The 17921-nt window shown below is 42.3% G+C and carries 18 protein-coding genes; 15 read left to right on the top strand and 3 right to left on the bottom strand.

Annotated features, from left to right (window positions below; genetic code table 11):
* Nucleotides 1-206 precede the first annotated feature (206 nt).
* The 4 genes from RKD52_RS19815 to pstB all read left to right on the top strand — a co-directional run bounded on the left by RKD52_RS19815 (nt 207) and on the right by pstB (nt 3665).
* Nucleotides 207-1040 (top strand): phosphate ABC transporter substrate-binding protein, encoded by an 834-nt coding sequence (locus tag RKD52_RS19815; RefSeq protein ID WP_454101059.1) that lies wholly within the window; start codon nt 207-209, stop codon nt 1038-1040.
* A 50-nt stretch (nt 1041-1090) separates the two neighbouring features.
* Nucleotides 1091-2005, top strand: a complete 915-nt coding sequence (gene pstC / locus RKD52_RS19810) for a phosphate ABC transporter permease subunit PstC (protein ID WP_454101058.1) — start codon at nt 1091-1093, stop codon at nt 2003-2005.
* A 1-nt stretch (nt 2006) separates the two neighbouring features.
* Entirely contained in the window at nt 2007-2831 is an 825-nt protein-coding gene (gene pstA / locus RKD52_RS19805; RefSeq protein WP_454101057.1) for a phosphate ABC transporter permease PstA, read from the top strand.
* A 63-nt stretch (nt 2832-2894) separates the two neighbouring features.
* Complete coding sequence (gene pstB / locus RKD52_RS19800; protein WP_454101276.1) at nt 2895-3665, top strand: phosphate ABC transporter ATP-binding protein PstB; 771 nt, start codon at nt 2895-2897, stop codon at nt 3663-3665.
* Nucleotides 3666-3816: 151 nt separating this feature from the next.
* On the opposite strand, the gene RKD52_RS19795 is transcribed toward pstB, so the two are convergent.
* The gene (locus tag RKD52_RS19795) at nt 3817-4713 is read right to left on the bottom strand and encodes an endonuclease/exonuclease/phosphatase family protein (RefSeq protein ID WP_454101056.1); all 897 of its coding nucleotides are present in this window, start codon (nt 4711-4713) and stop codon (nt 3817-3819) included.
* Nucleotides 4714-5211: 498 nt separating this feature from the next.
* The gene (locus RKD52_RS19790; protein WP_161781226.1) at nt 5212-5535 is read right to left on the bottom strand and encodes a DUF1433 domain-containing protein; all 324 of its coding nucleotides are present in this window, start codon (nt 5533-5535) and stop codon (nt 5212-5214) included.
* A gap of 51 nt (nt 5536-5586) precedes the next feature.
* Between RKD52_RS19790 and RKD52_RS19785 the strand changes: the two genes are divergently transcribed.
* From RKD52_RS19785 to RKD52_RS19760, 6 genes are all read left to right on the top strand, one after another.
* Entirely contained in the window at nt 5587-7023 is a 1437-nt protein-coding gene (locus RKD52_RS19785; RefSeq protein ID WP_454101055.1) for a hypothetical protein, read from the top strand.
* 14 nt (nt 7024-7037) lie between these two features.
* Nucleotides 7038-7475 (top strand): hypothetical protein, encoded by a 438-nt coding sequence (locus RKD52_RS19780; protein WP_454101054.1) that lies wholly within the window; start codon nt 7038-7040, stop codon nt 7473-7475.
* 12 nt (nt 7476-7487) lie between these two features.
* Nucleotides 7488-8168, top strand: coding sequence for a CPBP family intramembrane glutamic endopeptidase (locus RKD52_RS19775; RefSeq protein ID WP_454101053.1), 681 nt, complete (start codon nt 7488-7490; stop codon nt 8166-8168).
* 369 nt (nt 8169-8537) lie between these two features.
* Entirely contained in the window at nt 8538-8948 is a 411-nt protein-coding gene (locus RKD52_RS19770; protein WP_454101052.1) for a GNAT family N-acetyltransferase, read from the top strand.
* A 29-nt stretch (nt 8949-8977) separates the two neighbouring features.
* Nucleotides 8978-9154: an amino acid transporter gene (locus RKD52_RS19765; RefSeq protein ID WP_454101051.1), complete on the top strand. Its 177-nt coding sequence runs from the start codon at nt 8978-8980 to the stop codon at nt 9152-9154.
* A gap of 30 nt (nt 9155-9184) precedes the next feature.
* Nucleotides 9185-9772 (top strand): DUF2441 domain-containing protein, encoded by a 588-nt coding sequence (locus RKD52_RS19760; protein ID WP_454101050.1) that lies wholly within the window; start codon nt 9185-9187, stop codon nt 9770-9772.
* Nucleotides 9773-9845: 73 nt separating this feature from the next.
* Here the strand turns inward: RKD52_RS19760 and RKD52_RS19755 are convergent, their stop codons facing one another.
* Entirely contained in the window at nt 9846-10508 is a 663-nt protein-coding gene (locus tag RKD52_RS19755) for a YesL family protein (protein WP_454101049.1), read from the bottom strand.
* A 210-nt stretch (nt 10509-10718) separates the two neighbouring features.
* On the opposite strand from RKD52_RS19755, the gene RKD52_RS19750 reads away from it, so the two are divergent.
* The 5 genes from RKD52_RS19750 to RKD52_RS19730 all read left to right on the top strand — a co-directional run bounded on the left by RKD52_RS19750 (nt 10719) and on the right by RKD52_RS19730 (nt 17817).
* Nucleotides 10719-11675: a LacI family DNA-binding transcriptional regulator gene (locus tag RKD52_RS19750; protein WP_454101275.1), complete on the top strand. Its 957-nt coding sequence runs from the start codon at nt 10719-10721 to the stop codon at nt 11673-11675.
* Between the two features lie 145 nt (nt 11676-11820).
* Nucleotides 11821-12756, top strand: a complete 936-nt coding sequence (locus RKD52_RS19745; protein ID WP_152554780.1) for an ABC transporter permease — start codon at nt 11821-11823, stop codon at nt 12754-12756.
* Between the two features lie 115 nt (nt 12757-12871).
* Nucleotides 12872-13690 (top strand): carbohydrate ABC transporter permease, encoded by an 819-nt coding sequence (locus RKD52_RS19740; protein WP_454101274.1) that lies wholly within the window; start codon nt 12872-12874, stop codon nt 13688-13690.
* 88 nt (nt 13691-13778) lie between these two features.
* Nucleotides 13779-15422 (top strand): sugar ABC transporter substrate-binding protein, encoded by a 1644-nt coding sequence (locus tag RKD52_RS19735; protein ID WP_454101048.1) that lies wholly within the window; start codon nt 13779-13781, stop codon nt 15420-15422.
* Between the two features lie 76 nt (nt 15423-15498).
* Nucleotides 15499-17817, top strand: coding sequence for a glycoside hydrolase family 2 TIM barrel-domain containing protein (locus tag RKD52_RS19730; protein ID WP_454101047.1), 2319 nt, complete (start codon nt 15499-15501; stop codon nt 17815-17817).
* Nucleotides 17818-17921 lie beyond the last annotated feature (104 nt).

The following is a 17921-nucleotide window of genomic DNA, read 5'->3' as shown; positions in this document are numbered from 1 at the left end:
TTCCTTTGGATTTATTTTACAGATTCATGTATATTCTCGAACGGGTATAATTTTTAAACGTAAGTAAAGGTAACTTTTAACATTGTTTACATAATATTTACGTTAAATTCACGAATTTACAAAACCTTTACAATGTCTTAATTGTTTATTTACATTCTGGATTTAATCTAGAGAAGTTGCCAATAGATTATCTTGGAGGTTTAGAAATGAACTTTATAAGAAGAACAACGATAGGATTTATGGTGCTTTCCCTGACCGTTATTTTATCGGCATGCGGAGGTTCTGATGAAGAATCCTCAAACGGTAATAAATATACTCTATCCATTTCAGGATCAACATCTGTTGGACCTTTAGCTGAAAAATTAGCAGATAAATTTGAAAAACAAAGTGATTTAAATATAGAAATTAATCAAATAGGCTCTTCTGCTGGAATAACAAATGCGACAAATGGTGTGTCAGAGATTGGCATGTCTTCCCGTGATTTAAAAGAGGACGAAAAAGCGAATGGCTTAACGGAGAGCATTATCGCTTATGATGGCATTGTAGTTGTTACTCATCCAAGCAACAAAGTAAAGAATCTTACAATGGATCAGGTTAAACAGATTTTCACGGGTGAGATTACAAACTGGAGCGAGCTTGGCGGAGATGACATGGAGATCGTCGTTGTTTCAAGGGAGGATGGCTCAGGTTCCCGTGATGCTTTCCAGGAAATAGTGGGCTATTCATCAGGGGAGTTAGTCAGAAGTTCAATTGTTGCGAGCGGAAACGGCAATATCAAAACAACTGTTGCGACTAATAAACATGCAGTAGGATTTGTTTCATTCGAATACATTGATGAATCTGTTTCCACTATGAAAGTTAATGGTGTGGAGCCTACAGCGGAAAATGTTCTGCAGCAGAAATACAGCCTGTCCCGCCCGTTCTTATTTGTCTACAAGGATGAAAATTTAAGTGATGAGGGACAGCAGTTTATTGATTATATTTTAAGTCCAGAAGGACAAAAAATTGCATCAGAAGCAGGAGTTATCCCTTTAAAATAACTAATGGTGTAATACACGCCATCGTGAAAGCAATCATGGAGGAATGATGAATGTCAAGCCCGTCTACAGAGAAACAAACCAATGAAATTCAAAAATCAAATAAAAGAAAATATATGCTTGAAAAATTATCAGGGAGAATCTTTCTGTTTTGTGCCCTTCTCTCTGTAATCAGTTTAGTTTTAATCATTGGATTTGTCTTTTACAAAGGATTCCATCCATTTATAGCAGAGGGGTACAGCTTTTTTAATTTCCTTTTCGGAGTGGATTGGGTTCCAAGTGAAGACAAATTCGGGATTTTCCCAATGATTGTGGCATCGGTATTTGCTACCGCAGGTGCTTTAATTATAGGAGTTCCTGTAGCGCTGTTTACGGCGATTTTTTTAGCTGAAATTGCGCCAAAGAGTTTAGCGAAATTTATTTCGCCTGCTGTTCAGCTGCTTGCAGGTATTCCATCTGTATTATATGGCGTTTTCGGACTGGCTGTTATTGTTCCTTTTTTACAGACGAATTTGGATCTCCCGAAGGGACAAAACTTACTGGCTGTTATCCTTGTGCTGGCAATTATGATGCTGCCTACAGTTGTTACAGTATCAGAGACTGCCCTGAGAGCTGTTCCGAAAACATATCGCGAAGGTTCGCTGGCATTGGGTGCATCTCAAATTGGCACGATCTTTAAAGTGATTGTACCTGCAGCTAAATCGGGCATCATGACCGCAATTGTGCTGGGCATGGGCCGGGCAATCGGCGAGACGATGGCTGTTATCTTAGTAGCAGGAAATAGTCTTATTATTCCAACCAGTCTAACAGACAGTGTACGTCCATTAACGACAAACATTGCTCTGGAAATGGGCTATGCAGCAGGGACACATCAGGAAATGCTGTTTGCGACAGGGATTGTGTTATTCTCCTTTATCTTATTACTGAATTTTGTCCTGGCAAAAATCAGTTCGAAAGGCGGTAATTAAGTTGAGAAAGATTAAAGATACTATACTGCGCGGACTTCTTTGGTTTTCAGCTTTTTTAACAGTTGCCGTTCTCGTCACGATCGTTGGATATATTTTTTATAAGGGATACCGGCTGATTACATTTGATTTTATCTTCAGCGATTATTCTCCATCAGGAGACGGCGGCATTTGGCCGATGATTGTGACAACCATTTATACGATTGTCATCTCATTAGTCATTGCAACCCCGATCGGTATACTGGCGGCTGTGTACTTGCAGGAATATGCCAAGCAAGGACGGCTTGTCAGGCTGATTCGATTTGCGACGGAAAGTTTAACCGGAATCCCCTCCATTATTTATGGATTGTTTGGAGCGGTATTCTTTGTCACTACGTTGAAGTTAGGTATGTCAATTATCGCTGCCTCTCTTACATTGACCATTATCATCTTGCCTGTCATTATCCGAACAACAGAAGAATCGTTAAAAACAGTGCCTCGTTCCTATCGTGAAGGGTCTCTTGCACTGGGAACGACGAAGCTGCAGACATTATATAAAGTGATTTTACCAAGTGCGATACCTGGAATATTGGCCGGGATTATTCTTTCCATTGGGAGGATTGTCGGAGAATCAGCTGCCATCTTTTTAACGGCTGGTACGGTTGCAGCCATACCAGAGAGTGTCTTCTCTTCGGCCAGAACATTAACTGTTCATTCCTATCTGGTTACGCAGGAAGCCGGAGACATCGAACTTGCTGCTGCAGTAGGGATTGTCCTGATTGTCATCATACTGGTTTTAAACCTTTCGGCGACGGCTATATCAAAAAAGTTAAACAAAGCTGACTATTAAAAGAGGTGTTTGATAATGAAAAACACAATAACTAAACCCAATAATGAAAACACTGGCCCAGAGATGAAACAGGCTGCCGGGAAGAATACGAAAATCAGTGTAAGAGATTTAAATTTGTTCTACGGAGAAAAACAGGCCCTTTATACCGTTTCAATGGATATTCAGGAAAAAGAGGTTACCGCCTTAATTGGTCCTTCAGGATGCGGAAAGTCGACGTTTTTACGTACATTAAACCGAATGAATGATTTGATTGACGGTGTTAAGCTGAGCGGAGACATTTTCATTGATGGAGAAAATATCTATCAATCGAATGATGTAATCAAACTCAGAACAAAAGTAGGTATGGTGTTTCAAAAAGCAAACTTGTTTCCTATGAGTATTTACGATAATGTGGCATACGGCCCGAGGATGCAGGGAATTAAAAATAAAAAAACATTGAACGGCATTGTTGAAGAAAGCTTGCGCGGTGCAGCCATTTGGGACGAAGTCAAGGACCGCCTGAAAACCTCGGCACTCGGACTGTCAGGAGGTCAGCAGCAGCGTATTTGTATAGCACGTGCAATTGCCATGAAGCCGGACATTATTTTAATGGACGAGCCAACTTCTGCTTTAGACCCGATCTCGACATTAAAAGTAGAAGAATTGATTGCAAACATGAAAAAAGACTACACTATCGTAATTGTCACTCATAACATGCAGCAGGCTGCACGCGTGTCTGACAAGACCGCATTTTTCCTTAATGGGGAAATTGTTGAGAGTGACGAAACAGATAAAATCTTTTCTGTACCAAAGGATAAAAGAACAGAGGATTATATTACCGGCAGATTCGGTTAACTTTCGCAGAGCACAAACAGTATGCGGTTATTATCCAAGAAAAAAGAACGTCACAATGTGGCGTTCTTTTTTTGGCTTTACACGCGCGCAGGTTTTTTAGATATTGGGCGGAAGCTATCTTCAGGGAGGCAGAGCCCATGTCATCAAACCGTTAATCAATTACTCTAAACCATATTTTTATATCCGCCATAACCGGAAAATGATCACTTGGAAACTGCCCGTTTTCATAATCATTCACAATTTTCACAGTGTCAGCAAGAACATTCCCCTTGGTCAAAATCCAGTCAATACGGCGCTTTGGACCCTCGCCTGTTGGATCGCTGAAGCGGTTGAAGGTTCCGAGATCTTCATTAACACGCACAGCTGCCGTTTTCCATGAATCCTTGAATGCACCTTCCCGTGTCAATATTTGATAAGGTGGGCTGTTTGGAGCTGCATTGAAATCTCCGGTCAGCAGAACGGGAAGAGCGGGATCGAAGTTTTTGATCTTCTCCAGAATCAATCCGGCGCTTTTTTCCCTGGCTTCTGCCGAGACATGGTCGAAATGAGTATTTACAACGTAGAAGGACTGATTTGTTTTTCGATCTGAGAATTTCGCCCACGTCACCATCCGCGAAATGACATTGCCCCAATTCTTTGATCCAACCGTCTCCGGAGTGTCCGATAGCCAGAAGTAATTGTACTCAAGCAGTTCATACCGGTCAGTTCTGTAGAAGATGGCTGTATATTCCCCGCTGCTTCCGCCTTCCCTTCCAATCCCAACCCAGTTGTACTCCGGCAGAGATGCATCAAGGGCCTGGATTTGCTGATACACAGCTTCCTGCGTACCGATAATATCCGGATTCTCCTTTTGAATCAGCTTCACAATGGCAGGAAGCCTCTCTGCCCATGTATGAGGTGATGGATCTGAGCTGTTCAGATACCGGACGTTGTAGGTCATTAGCCGCATCGAGGTGTCGGATAGCGCTGCTGAAATGGGCTTAATGATTGTGCTTGGCAATAGCATGAAAGCGAGAGAAAGGATTAGCAGGACAGCTGATTTTTTCACTGATAGTAGACCTCCGTCTTTAAGTAGCCTTCCGTTTAGGTTGTATTTATTTGAGGGGATTATGTGCTGAAGGGGGACTGTATGAATAAACGGGGTAATGTTTATGTTGACAGTAACATTAAAATTATCTGATTCATAGGTCTTATTACCCTGAAAATAGAAAGTGATATTTGCAGGGTTTAATTATAAGTTTCCTTAATTTAACATAGAAGCAGACGTATTCATCACTTATAAACCGTTAGAAAAGAACTAGATGTTCGAGCAGGCTTGTAAAGCTTATTCTAATAGCATTTCTCATTTTTTACCGCTAATGTTGGATTTGGAAAATAAAAATTGTTGAATTTTTCTAAACCTGAGGAAATACCTATAATCATTTAATGTATATGGAAATAAGTGGTTTTAACTTGTGTGACTTGGGATATAGACTTTAAAAGACAATTTTGTGAGTTATAGGAAATAAAAAAACTTCATTATATAGTAATGAAGTTTGATCCATCTCTATTTTATATCTGCCAGTACAAGTCCTCCGATTACGTCTTTTTGTCCGTAGTCGTAGTCAAGTGAAAAAGTTTTTTCTTTATCATTGTTTATGTAGCCTTCTAAAACTAAAATGCCCATTGGATTGGTTTTGTTTTCTGTAAAAGTAACGGTGTCAATGTCTTTATAATTCTCTTTAATATGTTTCTCTGTAATTTTTTTTGCCTCTTCTAATTCTGCTTCTTTTTCCGATTGTTCATTTGTACTATTGTTGCAGCCCATCAGAACAGCTCCTAACACGATTAAAGTAATCAAACTAAAGGTGATGAATTTGTTGTTTTTCACATTCATTCTCCTCTCTGTTATTTATTTTACAAAAATAAGAAGGTGTTGTATATGAAACAGGAAATAAATATTCCAAATCTTACCGAACAAACCTATTATTCCATTTCTTCAAATACTTACAATTATGAGCGTTTGGAGAAAGCCCATGAACTTGAAGTTCCTATAAAGATTAAGGTAAACGCTCATACGGATGAGTATTGGTTTGTAGAACGAGTAGAAAGAGATCCGCACACAGGTCTTGATGCATTTGTTTTTTCGCAGGGAGAAAAAGTAAATGGAGAGTGGATCAAGAGTGAAACTCCTGAAAATGTTGTGGTCGGCTTTGCCGGGACGGATACGAGCCAGGTAGCGACCGATGTGCTTACATCTGATGGAAAACATGTGGTAATGGGCGCGGATCCGAAGGTTCCTACCTTGTATTTGAAGGAAAAAGGAACTGAAACTCTGGTTAAGTATACGGGAAGCCCCGGTCAGGAAGCCCTGCTGATGAACGGCCAGTATGAGCTGGTAAAAAAAGATACAGCGTTCGAGCAGTCCAATAAGCTTGTTGCAGAGGTGAAGGCAGAGTATAAAGATTCCACTATATCTGCTACTGGTCATTCCCTTGGAGAAGCCGAAGCTGAATATGCTGGGATTCATAACGGAGTCTTTTCGTACGGATTTAACGGTCCGTCGATTATGAATCTATATACGGATGAAATGAAAGAAAGAATCTACAGCGGAGAATTTGAAAAAACGGCTATTAATCTCGTGGATCCATACGATGCTGTAGGTGCGGGGTGGTCTTCTGAATATGAGCGTCATGGTGGAACCACCTATTATACGCATAATCCAATGCTTGACCGGCAGCTTCGTACGGATAATGGCAATTTTGCATGGAAGTTTGGCTTACCGGGGTTTTTGGGAGGCACAATTGGCTATTTAACGGATACAGCTGTTATGGAAGACGGGACACACGGCCTGAACGAACAAAACTTTAAATTTGATGAAAACGGAAACGCCATTAATACCGATCCTTCTCAAAATACGCCATATCTCTATAACCGGAATAAAGACGAGTTTGTCTATGGGACACCCCTTTCATCAGACGGCAGCGGGTCAATCAAGCTTGATCTGGCATCCGTCAGGGAAATGGCAGACATGATCGGGCAGAAGGTGGAAGAGATGAAGGCGTTTGAGATGAAAATGGTGCAGTTTGAACAGGTGCATAATGAAGCTGTTCAGGATGTCATCAGCCACTTTGACGCAAAGCTTTCGGGAGAGTTTCATCTCCTGTCACAGGCAGACGTGAGGGAAGCGATCCGTGATTTGTCACTGTCCCAGAGTGGAGGGCTTCCGATGTTCTATGAGGATGCGGATCTGGACCGCGCGCTCTCAAGTCTGCAGAAAACCATGAGAGATCTTGAAAGCATTCAATCGCTGTTTGAAAGCATGGCAGTTCAGTTTGAGGATAGAGACCGGCTGCTTGCCAGCTGGCTCTCACAGTAAGGGAGGAAACCAGGATGATCGGAAATGTGCTTGAAGATGCGACCGCGCAGCTTAGACAGCTCCAAAAAGAAGCAGCTGAACAGATAGGTGATGCGCAGGACGCCATCATGGAGCAAATCGAAAGTGTTCAAAAAACCATCAACAGGGAAATTGAACGGATCCGTCAGAGGGAAAGTCTGAAGAGGCAGATGGAGGCAAAGGTTGAAAGTGAGCTTAGTGAACTTAAATCAGGTCTGTCGGCAATTGATTCATACGAATCGTATAAAGCCTTCTTAGTTCAAATTCAGGGAAGGCTCGTATCAGAGCTCGACGGGGAAGCCATTCAGGCCCTGCATGATAAAGCCGTCGAGAACCATGAAACGGCTGTAGGGGCGGAAGAGGAATTTCAATCATTAAAAGAAAGCATCGCGATGGCAAACTGGGTTGTCAGAAATGTAAAAGGCTTATATTGAGGAGGAATGAAGGTGAGCACTGAGCCTGTATTGCGGGAAACAGCATCAAAACGGCCAAGGGGCGGGCTCTTAGCTCTTTTTTTAACTTTGAATACGGTGTTTTATTCGGTGATTATGGGCGTGTTTATTTTTCTTGGTCCCGTTTATACGAGAGATTACATCGTTACAGTCAATGGCGCAGCTGCAATGGGGACGGCTGTTTTGCTGGTAGCCCTGCTGTTTAAGATATTTCCATCTGTATGGGCTTACGGAAAAGAAAGTCTATTAAAAGGAAGAACATCTTTATGGAGGCTTCTCGCAGGATTTGCAGCAGCCCTGGGCCTTCCTGTTCTCTATGAATGGCTTGTTAAAGACAGCACAGCACCTTTTGAAAGTTTCTTTTCCGTAATGGACGGCACAGCATTTTTGGGATACAGTGTGTCTGAAATCCTTCTTCACCTGCTGGTTATTGGATTGCTTGTCCCAGTTACAGAGGAACTGACATTTAGAGGAATCCTGCAGAGATACCTCACAGAACGGTATCATTTTCTTGCGGGCCTCATTTTCACTTCTGTCTTGTTCGGGATCATGCACCCTGATCCTATCAGCGGAATTGTTAAAGGATTTGCTTTTGGGATTGGTTATGGGCTGTCCCGCTCTCTGTGGCTGGTTATAGGAGCTCATATGGTTTGGAATGTGTTTTTGGCTTTATAGATTCTATCGCATTTTATGATCAAATTAATCTAATCTATGTGATTAAAAATAACCCCCATGTTATAAGGTAGTCTGATAAATAATCCAAGTATCAAGGTGTAATATAAAATAGCATGAACAATGATAGGACTGGTCTAAGCGACCAGTCCTTTTCAAGTAACTAATTTCCTTTCAATCCGCAGGAAACGCTGCATTCACCTGTTTAATTTTGTCAAACCGTCGTTGGGAGGAGAATCTTTTGAGTTTAAGAGGTTTTAACAGTTTATGGTGGAATTATAGATAAATATGAAATGTGTTAGAGAAGGTGAAGATGTGGTTAAGCAGCGGTAAGAAAACTACTTCATATTTAAAACATGAGGAGGCAAGTAGATGGATATTACCTATAAAGAAACGAACATACTAGATGAGAAACAAGTCGGGCTTTTGTACAGGGATGCAAATTGGACTTCCTATACAGAAGATATGCCAAGGCTGATGAACGCGATCAAGTCTTCTCTCGTGGTCATAACTGCCTGGGAGCATGGGATGTTAATTGGATTAGTCAGAGTGGTTGGAGATGGGCAGACCATTATTTATATTCAGGATTTACTGGTACTTGGATCCTGCCGGAACAGAGGTGTTGGTTCAAAGCTTTTGAAGCTGGTACTGGAACAATACAAGGACGTCAGGCAAACTGTATTACTGACTGATGAGTCAGAAGAAATTAGGTCATTTTATGAAAAGAACGGATTTTCATCCTGTGATAAGGGAGATTTGGTGGCGTTTACGAAGGTTACTTAAAAATCAAACCTTAAGGAGGAGTTCCCAAAATGTCCGATCAAAAACCATTCAATGATGCTGTGGATCACATGAAAACAATAGAGGGACTGCCTGCGCAGACTGATATGAAAAAACTGCCCAAACCAATTCGTTACTTCGGATATTTTTTTCTTGTCTTTTTTGCCGTTTCCCTTCTTTTTATTGTGCTTGGGGTTCTACTCACATAATCTTTCAATAGCAGTCAACAGGAGGAACCTATGAACAACCCCTTTTACGTGTATCATCTAGTCACAAAGAAAAAAATGAGTCCCGGTCAGATCATTGTCTTTGACAATTATGAGCATAATTCTTTGTTCCGATTCTTTTTTGAACCCAATATTATAAATTCCAAAGGTGAAACAGTTGACCGGATTCTTCAGAATGGAATATGTGATGATGGTTTAAAATTGAATAAAGATGATGCAGAAACAACATTGAAGTACATGGACAAAACAATGAGAGCTGTCAGAGAAGCAGTCGTTGAAATGGTCAGATTACAAGATTACCCTGATTACCCTTCACGGCTTTCTTGTTTATATGCAGCGAAAACGTATGAAGATATTCTGAAATGGAAAAGAATCTTTGATTCTTATAACCGGAACGTTTTGCAGATTGTAAAACTTAAGGTAGAAGGCACCTGCTTTGAAGGCAACGGCAGCCTGCTGCCAAAGGAAGACTGTATTCCGTTTTCAAGTAAGATGAAGCAGGCAAAGGCATATTGGGAGAACCGCGAAGAAAATGAGCTGCCGGAGCTTTTGGTCAATGGGAAAATAGAAGTGGTTGAGATAATAGATGAATTTGAATGAAATCTTACAGCAACAAATACTAAAAAAACTCGCCATACAAAATGACGAGTTTTTTCACTTGCACTAAGGCCGTTCAAACAGCCTTTGAAAACAAATAAAACGCAACCCAGGCCGTCAAACTCCCAAAGCCAAGCAAAATGAGAAGAGGAAAAACGCTCGTGCTGACATAAAAAAGAGCGCCGACTCCTGCTGCAATCCCGATTGTGTGCAAGGGCTTTCCGATTGAAAGCAGCATAGAGTTTTTGAGGGACTGGAACAAAGTCAGATGAAAGTGCACGGTGTTTGAAAAGAAATGCATCGTGAACACGAACATGAATACTCCGATTGCCAGAAAGAGATAATACAGCGGCGAGCCGGATTTTGCGAAGTAAAAGTAGTCGATGACAAGGATGATCCAGATTGGGACAATCAGCAGTCCGCCGGTCATGCTGCGGGTGTAGTTTTCTTTGTAGAGCTTCCAATAGGTGCGGAGCAGCGGAACCTGGCTGTCTGCTGTTATCCATTTCCGCGAGAGGCCGAAAAGAGCGGTTGTCGCCGGAAAAAGGATGAAAGGTGTAAAAATAGCGATTGTCAGCCCGTTTACTAGTAAGCCGGCCGGATCTTTGACGGCAAATAGATTAAAGGATAAGTAGACAATGGGCAGACTGAAGAACAGCCAGACGATGTTGGCTGTAAAGATTCGTGTGATCCACTCGGTTGCGGTGTAGAGCTGCTGCACCAATCCTCCTGTTTTCATAGCTTTCCCCCTGATGATTGAAAACGTTTTTATAATTATCATAGCATAAAGGATGGACTTTTTTGAATATAAATCCGAATTTCCAAGATTAATTATCAGTCTATTAAAAAAATTCATCTTATTTTGTAAAAAAAACGTTGCGAAGGGATATTTTAGGGAGTATGCTAGATTCATAAATAAAAACGTTTTTATTGAAGGCAGGAGAGTACAATTACGACAAAAATCACCATTAAAGACGTTGCAAGAGAAGCGGGTGTTTCCATTTCAACCGTATCCAATGCTCTGAACGGCGTGGATGTGCTCAATGCAGCAACACGTGAGCATGTGCTGAATGTCGCCAACAGGCTGAATTACATTCCCAATGTGAACGGACGGAATTTGAAAACAAGCGCGACGAAGGTTCTTGGGTTATTTATTACAAGCATGCAGGGACCGTACTACGGAATTCTGACCGATGCTGTCTACAAGGAATGTGAGCGCAATGGTTATGAACTGAATGTGTTTGTGACAAAAAATGACCGGAGCGCACTCAGCAGTATTCTGGGCAAACGCGTAGACGGAGCAATTATTTTGAACGATTATATTACGGACAAAAATGTTGAGCAGCTCGAACAGGCAAAGGCGCCGGTTGTGTTTCTCGACAGGGAGCAAGTGAGCGGGACGATGTCCAGTGTTGTATTTGATTCCTACAAGGGGGGGCAGGTTGTTGCCCGTTATCTAATGAATTTGGGTCATAAACGTCTTGGATACATACAGGGATACTCGAATCTATACGACGACATCGAACGGTTCCGCGGATTCAGGGATGCGATTATGGAAGCGGGTCTTGAATTTCATGAAGATCACCGGCTGGTCGGGTACTTCGAAGAAGAAGCGAGCTATTCGGCTGTGAAATCCTACGTCAGGAATGGAAAACGGCTTCCCGATGCGTTTTTTGCAGCAAATGATCTCAGCGCGATTGGAGCAATAAAAGCATTGAAATCAGAAGGGTTAGTAGTGCCAGATGATATAAGCGTTATTGGGTTTGATGACATCGACATCAGCGGCTTTTTTAATCCCCCAATTACGACTGTGAACAATCCGATTGCAAGACAGGGGCTTCTGGCAGTGAACGCGGCTGCTCGCCATGATCCAGAAAAAGGATACAGGCAGGCTAGACAAGCTTGAAGGAACACTGGTTGTAAGAAATTCATGCTCGGTAAATAAAATGGTTTTTATGAATGACTAAATATAAAAGCGCTTACAAACTAAGTGCTTTTATATTTACTTTAAAATAAAAACGTTTTTATACAACAGCGAAGGGAGAAGGGAAATGGCAATAGAAGGAGTGCAAGTAAGTAAAAAGCCTTTCTTGAAAAAGCTTAAGGAGCAGTGGCCACTTCAGGTCATGGTGCTTCCCGGCATTATTTTTATGATTATTTTCTGTTATGTGCCAATTTATGGATTAACTATCGCTTTTAAAAGCTTCTCGGTTACAGACACGATTGCCTCAGCACCCTGGGTGGGGTGGGAGAATTTCAAAGTGGCATTCGGAGACAAGTTTTTCTGGGATTCGGTTGTCAATACGCTTGCGATTAGCTTTCTGAAACTGCTGATCGGATTTACAGCACCGATTATCCTTGCGATTATGATTTTTGAATTAAAGGATGGATGGTTTAAGAAGTGGGTTCAGACCATTTCCTATCTGCCGCATTTTCTGTCATGGATTGTTGTTGGTGGAATGCTGATCAGCTGGCTGTCGACAACCGGCATGCTCAATACAATTTTAGTCGGAATTGGTGTACTGGACAGTCCTAGAAACTTCCTTGTGGAACCAGAAAGCTATTGGATGATTGCTGTCCTTTCAGATGTATGGAAGGGTGTGGGCTGGGGAACGATTATTTACCTTGCGACAATGGCCGGAATTGATCCTACCTATTATGAAGCGGCTAAAATGGATGGTGCCACCAAGCTTCAGCAAATTTGGCACATTACGCTGCCGCTGATGAAATTTATCATCTCGCTAATGTTTATTCTTGCAGTTGGAGGCATTCTTGGTTCCAACCTTGACCAGACGCTAGTACTCATGAATCCGCTGAATGCATCTCATGCAGAGGTAATCAATTCGTATGTTTATAAAATAGGGCTTGCCCAGGGGGATTTCTCGTATGCGACTGCTGTCGGTCTTGGAATTTCAATCATCTCGCTGATCCTGGTGCTTATTACAAACCGCCTCACTAAGAAATTTAGTGACCGTTCGGTGTTTTAAGGAGGGTGCTATGAAGGTAGCCAATACAGAAAACATACAAATTGCCGTGAAAAGTCCAAAACGAAGCACGAAAGTAAAGGAAAACAAGCTGTTTAACATTGTGAATATTATCTTTATGTCGCTGTTTGCGCTTGTGATCATCTTTCCGATCTGGGATATTGTCGTCGCTTCATTCAGCAGTCCGGATACGCTTAGAAGTTCAAGGCTCAGGATCTGGCCGGAAGAGTTCTCGCTAGAAAACTACAAACTGGTATTCAATGATCCAAGTATTTGGAATGCTTTTATGATTTCTATTTTAAAAACGGTCATCGGAGTTGTCACTCATGTGTTTTTCACAGCCATGGTTGCTTATGCGATGAGCAAAAAGGATCTTTTGGGACGGAATGTATATACGGCAATGGGAATCGGAACAATGTTTTTCTCAGGCGGGATGATTCCGACCTACCTCCTGATGAAGTCACTCGGACTGCTCGACAGTTTCTGGGTATACATTATTCCGGCACTCTTCAGCTATTACGACATGATTATCATTATGAATTTTTTCCGGGAGATCCCGAGCTCGCTTGAAGAATCAGCGAAGATGGACGGAGCCGGGGTATGGACCATTTTTATGAAAATCATTATTCCGCTGTCTATGCCCGTACTCGCGACCATTGCTCTGTTTAACGGGGTATACCAGTGGAATGATTATATTACAACCAAGCTCTATATCAGCAATGAAGCGCTGTACCCGATTCAAATGAAGCTGTATGAAATTATTGTTCAGCAGCAGGCACAAACGATGCAGACGGTAGGTTCTGTTGTGATTCCAACATCATCTGAATCCATCCAGCTTGCGACCATCGTTATTGCAACTGTGCCGATTGTTCTTGTGTACCCGTTTCTGCAAAAGTATTTTATCTCAGGCATGATGATTGGAGCGGTGAAAGAGTAGGATTTCCTTTATGCGCAGGAGCTTATTTGTAAGCGTTAACACTTCACGGGGGACTGATAGTTATTTTATTACTTAGGGGGAAAAGCGGATGGAGAGAATGTTGAAATCATTGTTTTCAAAGGGGATTATTCTGGTGCTGGCACTCACGATGCTTTTGACAGGGTGTTTCAATTCTGAGAGTGCTTCAAGCAAGCAAGGATTAGGAACGAAGGAGAAAGCGCGCTATGAGGTGGACAAAAATACACCTGCCTGGAAGGCCGATAAAAAAGAAAGCACAGAACTGACTTGGTATGTCAATGCAGATTGGTTCAACAAAGAATACGGCAACGATACGATTACAAAGAAACTGAAGGAAGACCTGAATCTGGACATCAAATTTTTGACGGGTGACGATACAAAACTGAATACGTATTTTGCAAGCGGCGAGCTGCCTGATATCATAACGATCTTTGGGGGGAATTCACCAACTGCCCAAAAAGCCGGAACGTGGGCGCTGCCGCTGAATGAACTTGCCGATAAATACGATCCATATTTTTATAAAGTAGCAGAAAAGCAGACTCTTGACTGGTATCAGCTGAAGGACGGCAATACTTACGGGTATCCTAGTTTTTCAAATACAGAAAAGCATTATGAAGCCAATATGATTCCCGGTATGGACGCTTTTGTCATCAGACAAGATATCTATGAAGCGATTGGGAAACCAAGTATGTCTACACCCGAAGAATTTCTGGCCGCTATGGAAAAAATTAAATCACAATTCCCGGAAACAGTGCCATTCGGATTCCGCGGATTCTCGGCAGCCGGTGATACAGGCTCCCTTTCTCACTTTCTGCAAAATCATCTAGGGGTGCCAATCACAACAGAAGACGGCAAATGGTATAACCGAAATTTGGATGAAGACTATCTCAGCTGGATCAGTACATTTAATAAGGCTTATAAAGAAGGCTACATCAGTGATGACAACTTTTCTGATGACAACGTGAAATTTGAAGAAAAAGTGGCGCGCGGGGATTATGCGACAATGTTTATAAGCGGAGCCATTCAGCTCGGAGGCGCCCTTCAGAAAAACATTGCTTCGAACCCTGAGCAAAAATACATTGCCATTGATGGACCAAAGAGTACGAAAGGAAATGAGCCGACGCTGAGTCAAACGGGTATTTCCGGCTGGTCTGTAACGTATGTGACGAAAAACGCGAAGGATCCTCAAAAAGCGATTCAGCTGTTTACTTATTTGCTTAGCGATGAAGGGCAGTATTTGACCACATATGGAATTGAAGGAGAAACATATGATCTGAATGCTGAAGGAAAAGCTGTCCTGAAGCCGGAGGTTGTACAGCTTCGCGATTCAAACCCTGATGAGTTCAAGAAGAAGTACCGCCTGGGCGAATTCTGGTTCTTCGGGCACGATACATTTGCGCTTGAAAAAGGACAAAATGAACCTGTAGAAGCTACCTCTCAAATTACAGACTGGGCAAAAGGAAAGCTGAAGCCTCAGTTCATTCTTGAGAATACAGACCCTGATCAGGGGACTGGAGAAGCACGGAGCTTAACAAATATCAATTCTTACTGGGCTACGACGCTTGCCAATATGCTGCGGGCTAAGAACGACGAAGAATTTGACAAGCTTAAAGCGGACTATGAAAAGTTCCTTGAGGCAAACAACTTCGATTCTATTGTTAAAATCAGAAATGAAAAAATGAAAGAAAACGCCAAAAAGCTTGGTTCGGAATAACACAAAAAGAGAATCAGAGCATATCGCTTTGATTCTCTTCGTTTTACTATATTAAAAGAGAGGCTGGTGCAGCAGCGTGACATCTAATACATATGAAAAGATTGGGAGCTTAAAAGCTACGATGCAGCTGAAAACAATCGACGGGAGGGCCGTGCCTTTTCAAAATGATATCCCTTATCCATCGTTTGAGCAGCAGCAAAGAAAGATTCTTAATCTTGCCGGTGAATGGAAAAAACAGCGCTTTGAAGCAGATCATGATTGGTCGATGAGTGAGAGAAATGATGAGTGGATCCGCAAAACTGAGAGAGAAGGGTACCATTCGCTGACATTTGATGACAGCAGCTGGGATTCCCGAAGTCTTCCGCTTCCTGAAAACAGCCTGACTGGAAAAGAAGAAGTAAACTCAGCGGAAACCTATGAAAACGGGGTGTGGTACAGAAGGGCGTTTCTTCTCGATGATACCTGGAGTGAAAAAGTGATTACTCTTAAATGTCTTGGTGTTTCATATGTCGGAGATTTTTGGATCAACGGGACATATGCAGGCTGTCATGAGGGCGGGTATACACCTTTTGCTTTTGACGTTACAAATTTGGTCATCACTGGAGAAAATACGATTGCGGTAAGGATTGATAATCCTCCCTGGACGACGCGCATTGATACGGTCCCTGCTGTTAACAATGACTTTTTTAACTATACAGGAATCATTCACGATCTTTATCTTGAATCCACAGATTCCGTACAGGTCGTGAGGACAGATGTGGTGCCGAAGAATACGGAAGGCGACCTTGAGGTTACGGTTGTGCTTGAAAATAGAACAGACAGCGAGCAGAATTTGATCCTTAAGGGGTATGTACATGAAACTGACAATCTATCACCCGATTTTTTAACAGAGCCTGATGCGAAAAGCATTTGTGCAGGTAAAGCGGAGTTCAACGGGATGGATGAAAGACCTGTTTTTCTGGGGGCAGGAGAAACGAAGGTCATTTCCTGTCAGGTGAAAATTGCTGCTCCTAAGCTGTGGAGCATACGGGAACCGAATTTATATGTTATAGAGGTACAGGTTTCTAACAGCGAGAAACAGCTTGATGTATTTTATTCACAGTTTGGCATCCGGAAACTGGAAACGGATAAAGCTCAAATCAAGCTGAACGGAAAACCTGTTTTTCTCGCAGGCGTTGCCAGGCATGAGGAGTGGCCGGCGAATGGAAGAACCGCGTCTTGGGAACGGATCAAGAGTGACTTCCTTCAGATTGCTGATTTGTCTGTTAATATGGTTCGGACCGCTCATTACCCAAATCATGTCTATACCTTCCTTATGCTCGACCGCCTGGGGCTTACGGCGATGAGCGAGATTCCGCTTTGGCAGTTCGAAACACACCATTACGAAGCACAGGAGCAGCGGGGCATCTCCTATCAAATGTGGCGGGAAATGATATATTCCAATTACAACCGCCCGTCAATCATCATGTGGAGCACGCAAAATGAATCAAAGGATGTTCTTCTGAGGAAGGACTATAATGAGCGATTAGTGTCAGAGGTTAGAGAATCCTATAATGACGGGCGCCTCATTACACAGAGTGCTGCCGCGGATCAGCCCGGTTTTGATGATGCTTCGATGGAGCCGCTGGATGTTGCAGGCTGGACGATGTATTTCGGTATCTTCCACGGCAGTACGCCTTATGAAGGTACCCGTGATTTTATTGAAAAAGCTCATGCGAGATGGCCTGACAAACCGATCATCAACACGGAATACGGAATCTGGAGCAATGCGGACAAGAGCTTTATTGAAAAGCAGGTTGAGATTTATGAGGATGTCCAGCTTGCCCTGATTGAAAAAGCGACTGTCTCTCCTCAGGGAATCGTCAATGAAAACGGATATGTGGCGGCTATTGACTATTGGACGGTCTTTGACTGGTATGTAAATCATAATGAATTCTATCAGACAATGGGCATGTATCATATGGACAGAAAGACAACAAAACCGCTCTATGACCGTTTTGTTGAAGACCACCGCAGGATGATGGGAGAAACGAATGGAGTCGGTGAGGTTTCATATAAACAGTACCTGAGCAAAATAAAGGGGACGATAGAGAAGGATACAGGAGAATACTTCCTTGAAGAGGTAAAGGATTTAAGTGAAGAAAATTACTTGATTGTAACTGCCCTTGATTCAGAGAGTGAAGAGGGAATGAGCGTTTCAATTACAAACGCTTCCGGTATTTCCGATTCCTATCAAACTTACGGCATCAAAACAAATGAAGCATTCCCTGTTCATGTCCCGCTTTGGAAATTGAATAAAGAAGTCATCAAAACGGCATCAAAAATAACGATCACCCATACACGTGGCCGAAAACTCGAGATTGTTGAAATAATGAGCGGCATGTTCGGGAAATAAGAAATAGGGGTCAGTCCCTCATCACTCTAAAGGGATGAGGGACTGACCCCTTTAAAGGAATATTCACTCCAAAAAGCGAATAAATACATATCTTTATCAAACCG

The sequence above is a fragment of the Metabacillus sp. SLBN-84 genome (genome assembly GCF_053629595.1).
The sequence above is the reverse complement of the archived record's forward strand: the minus strand, read 5'-3'. Positions and strand labels throughout refer to the sequence as shown.

Coding starts and splice junctions, on each gene's coding strand:
- RKD52_RS19815 (WP_454101059.1), top strand. CDS start 207: ATGAACTTTATAAGAAGAACAACGATAGGATTTATGGTGCTTTCCCTG.
- pstC (WP_454101058.1), top strand. CDS start 1,091: ATGTCAAGCCCGTCTACAGAGAAACAAACCAATGAAATTCAAAAATCA.
- pstB (WP_454101276.1), top strand. CDS start 2,895: ATGAAACAGGCTGCCGGGAAGAATACGAAAATCAGTGTAAGAGATTTA.
- RKD52_RS19785 (WP_454101055.1), top strand. CDS start 5,587: ATGAAACAGGAAATAAATATTCCAAATCTTACCGAACAAACCTATTAT.
- RKD52_RS19780 (WP_454101054.1), top strand. CDS start 7,038: ATGATCGGAAATGTGCTTGAAGATGCGACCGCGCAGCTTAGACAGCTC.
- RKD52_RS19770 (WP_454101052.1), top strand. CDS start 8,538: ATGGATATTACCTATAAAGAAACGAACATACTAGATGAGAAACAAGTC.
- RKD52_RS19765 (WP_454101051.1), top strand. CDS start 8,978: ATGTCCGATCAAAAACCATTCAATGATGCTGTGGATCACATGAAAACA.
- RKD52_RS19760 (WP_454101050.1), top strand. CDS start 9,185: ATGAACAACCCCTTTTACGTGTATCATCTAGTCACAAAGAAAAAAATG.
- RKD52_RS19755 (WP_454101049.1), bottom strand. CDS start 10,508: ATGAAAACAGGAGGATTGGTGCAGCAGCTCTACACCGCAACCGAGTGG.
- RKD52_RS19745 (WP_152554780.1), top strand. CDS start 11,821: ATGGCAATAGAAGGAGTGCAAGTAAGTAAAAAGCCTTTCTTGAAAAAG.
- RKD52_RS19740 (WP_454101274.1), top strand. CDS start 12,872: ATGTCGCTGTTTGCGCTTGTGATCATCTTTCCGATCTGGGATATTGTC.
- RKD52_RS19735 (WP_454101048.1), top strand. CDS start 13,779: ATGGAGAGAATGTTGAAATCATTGTTTTCAAAGGGGATTATTCTGGTG.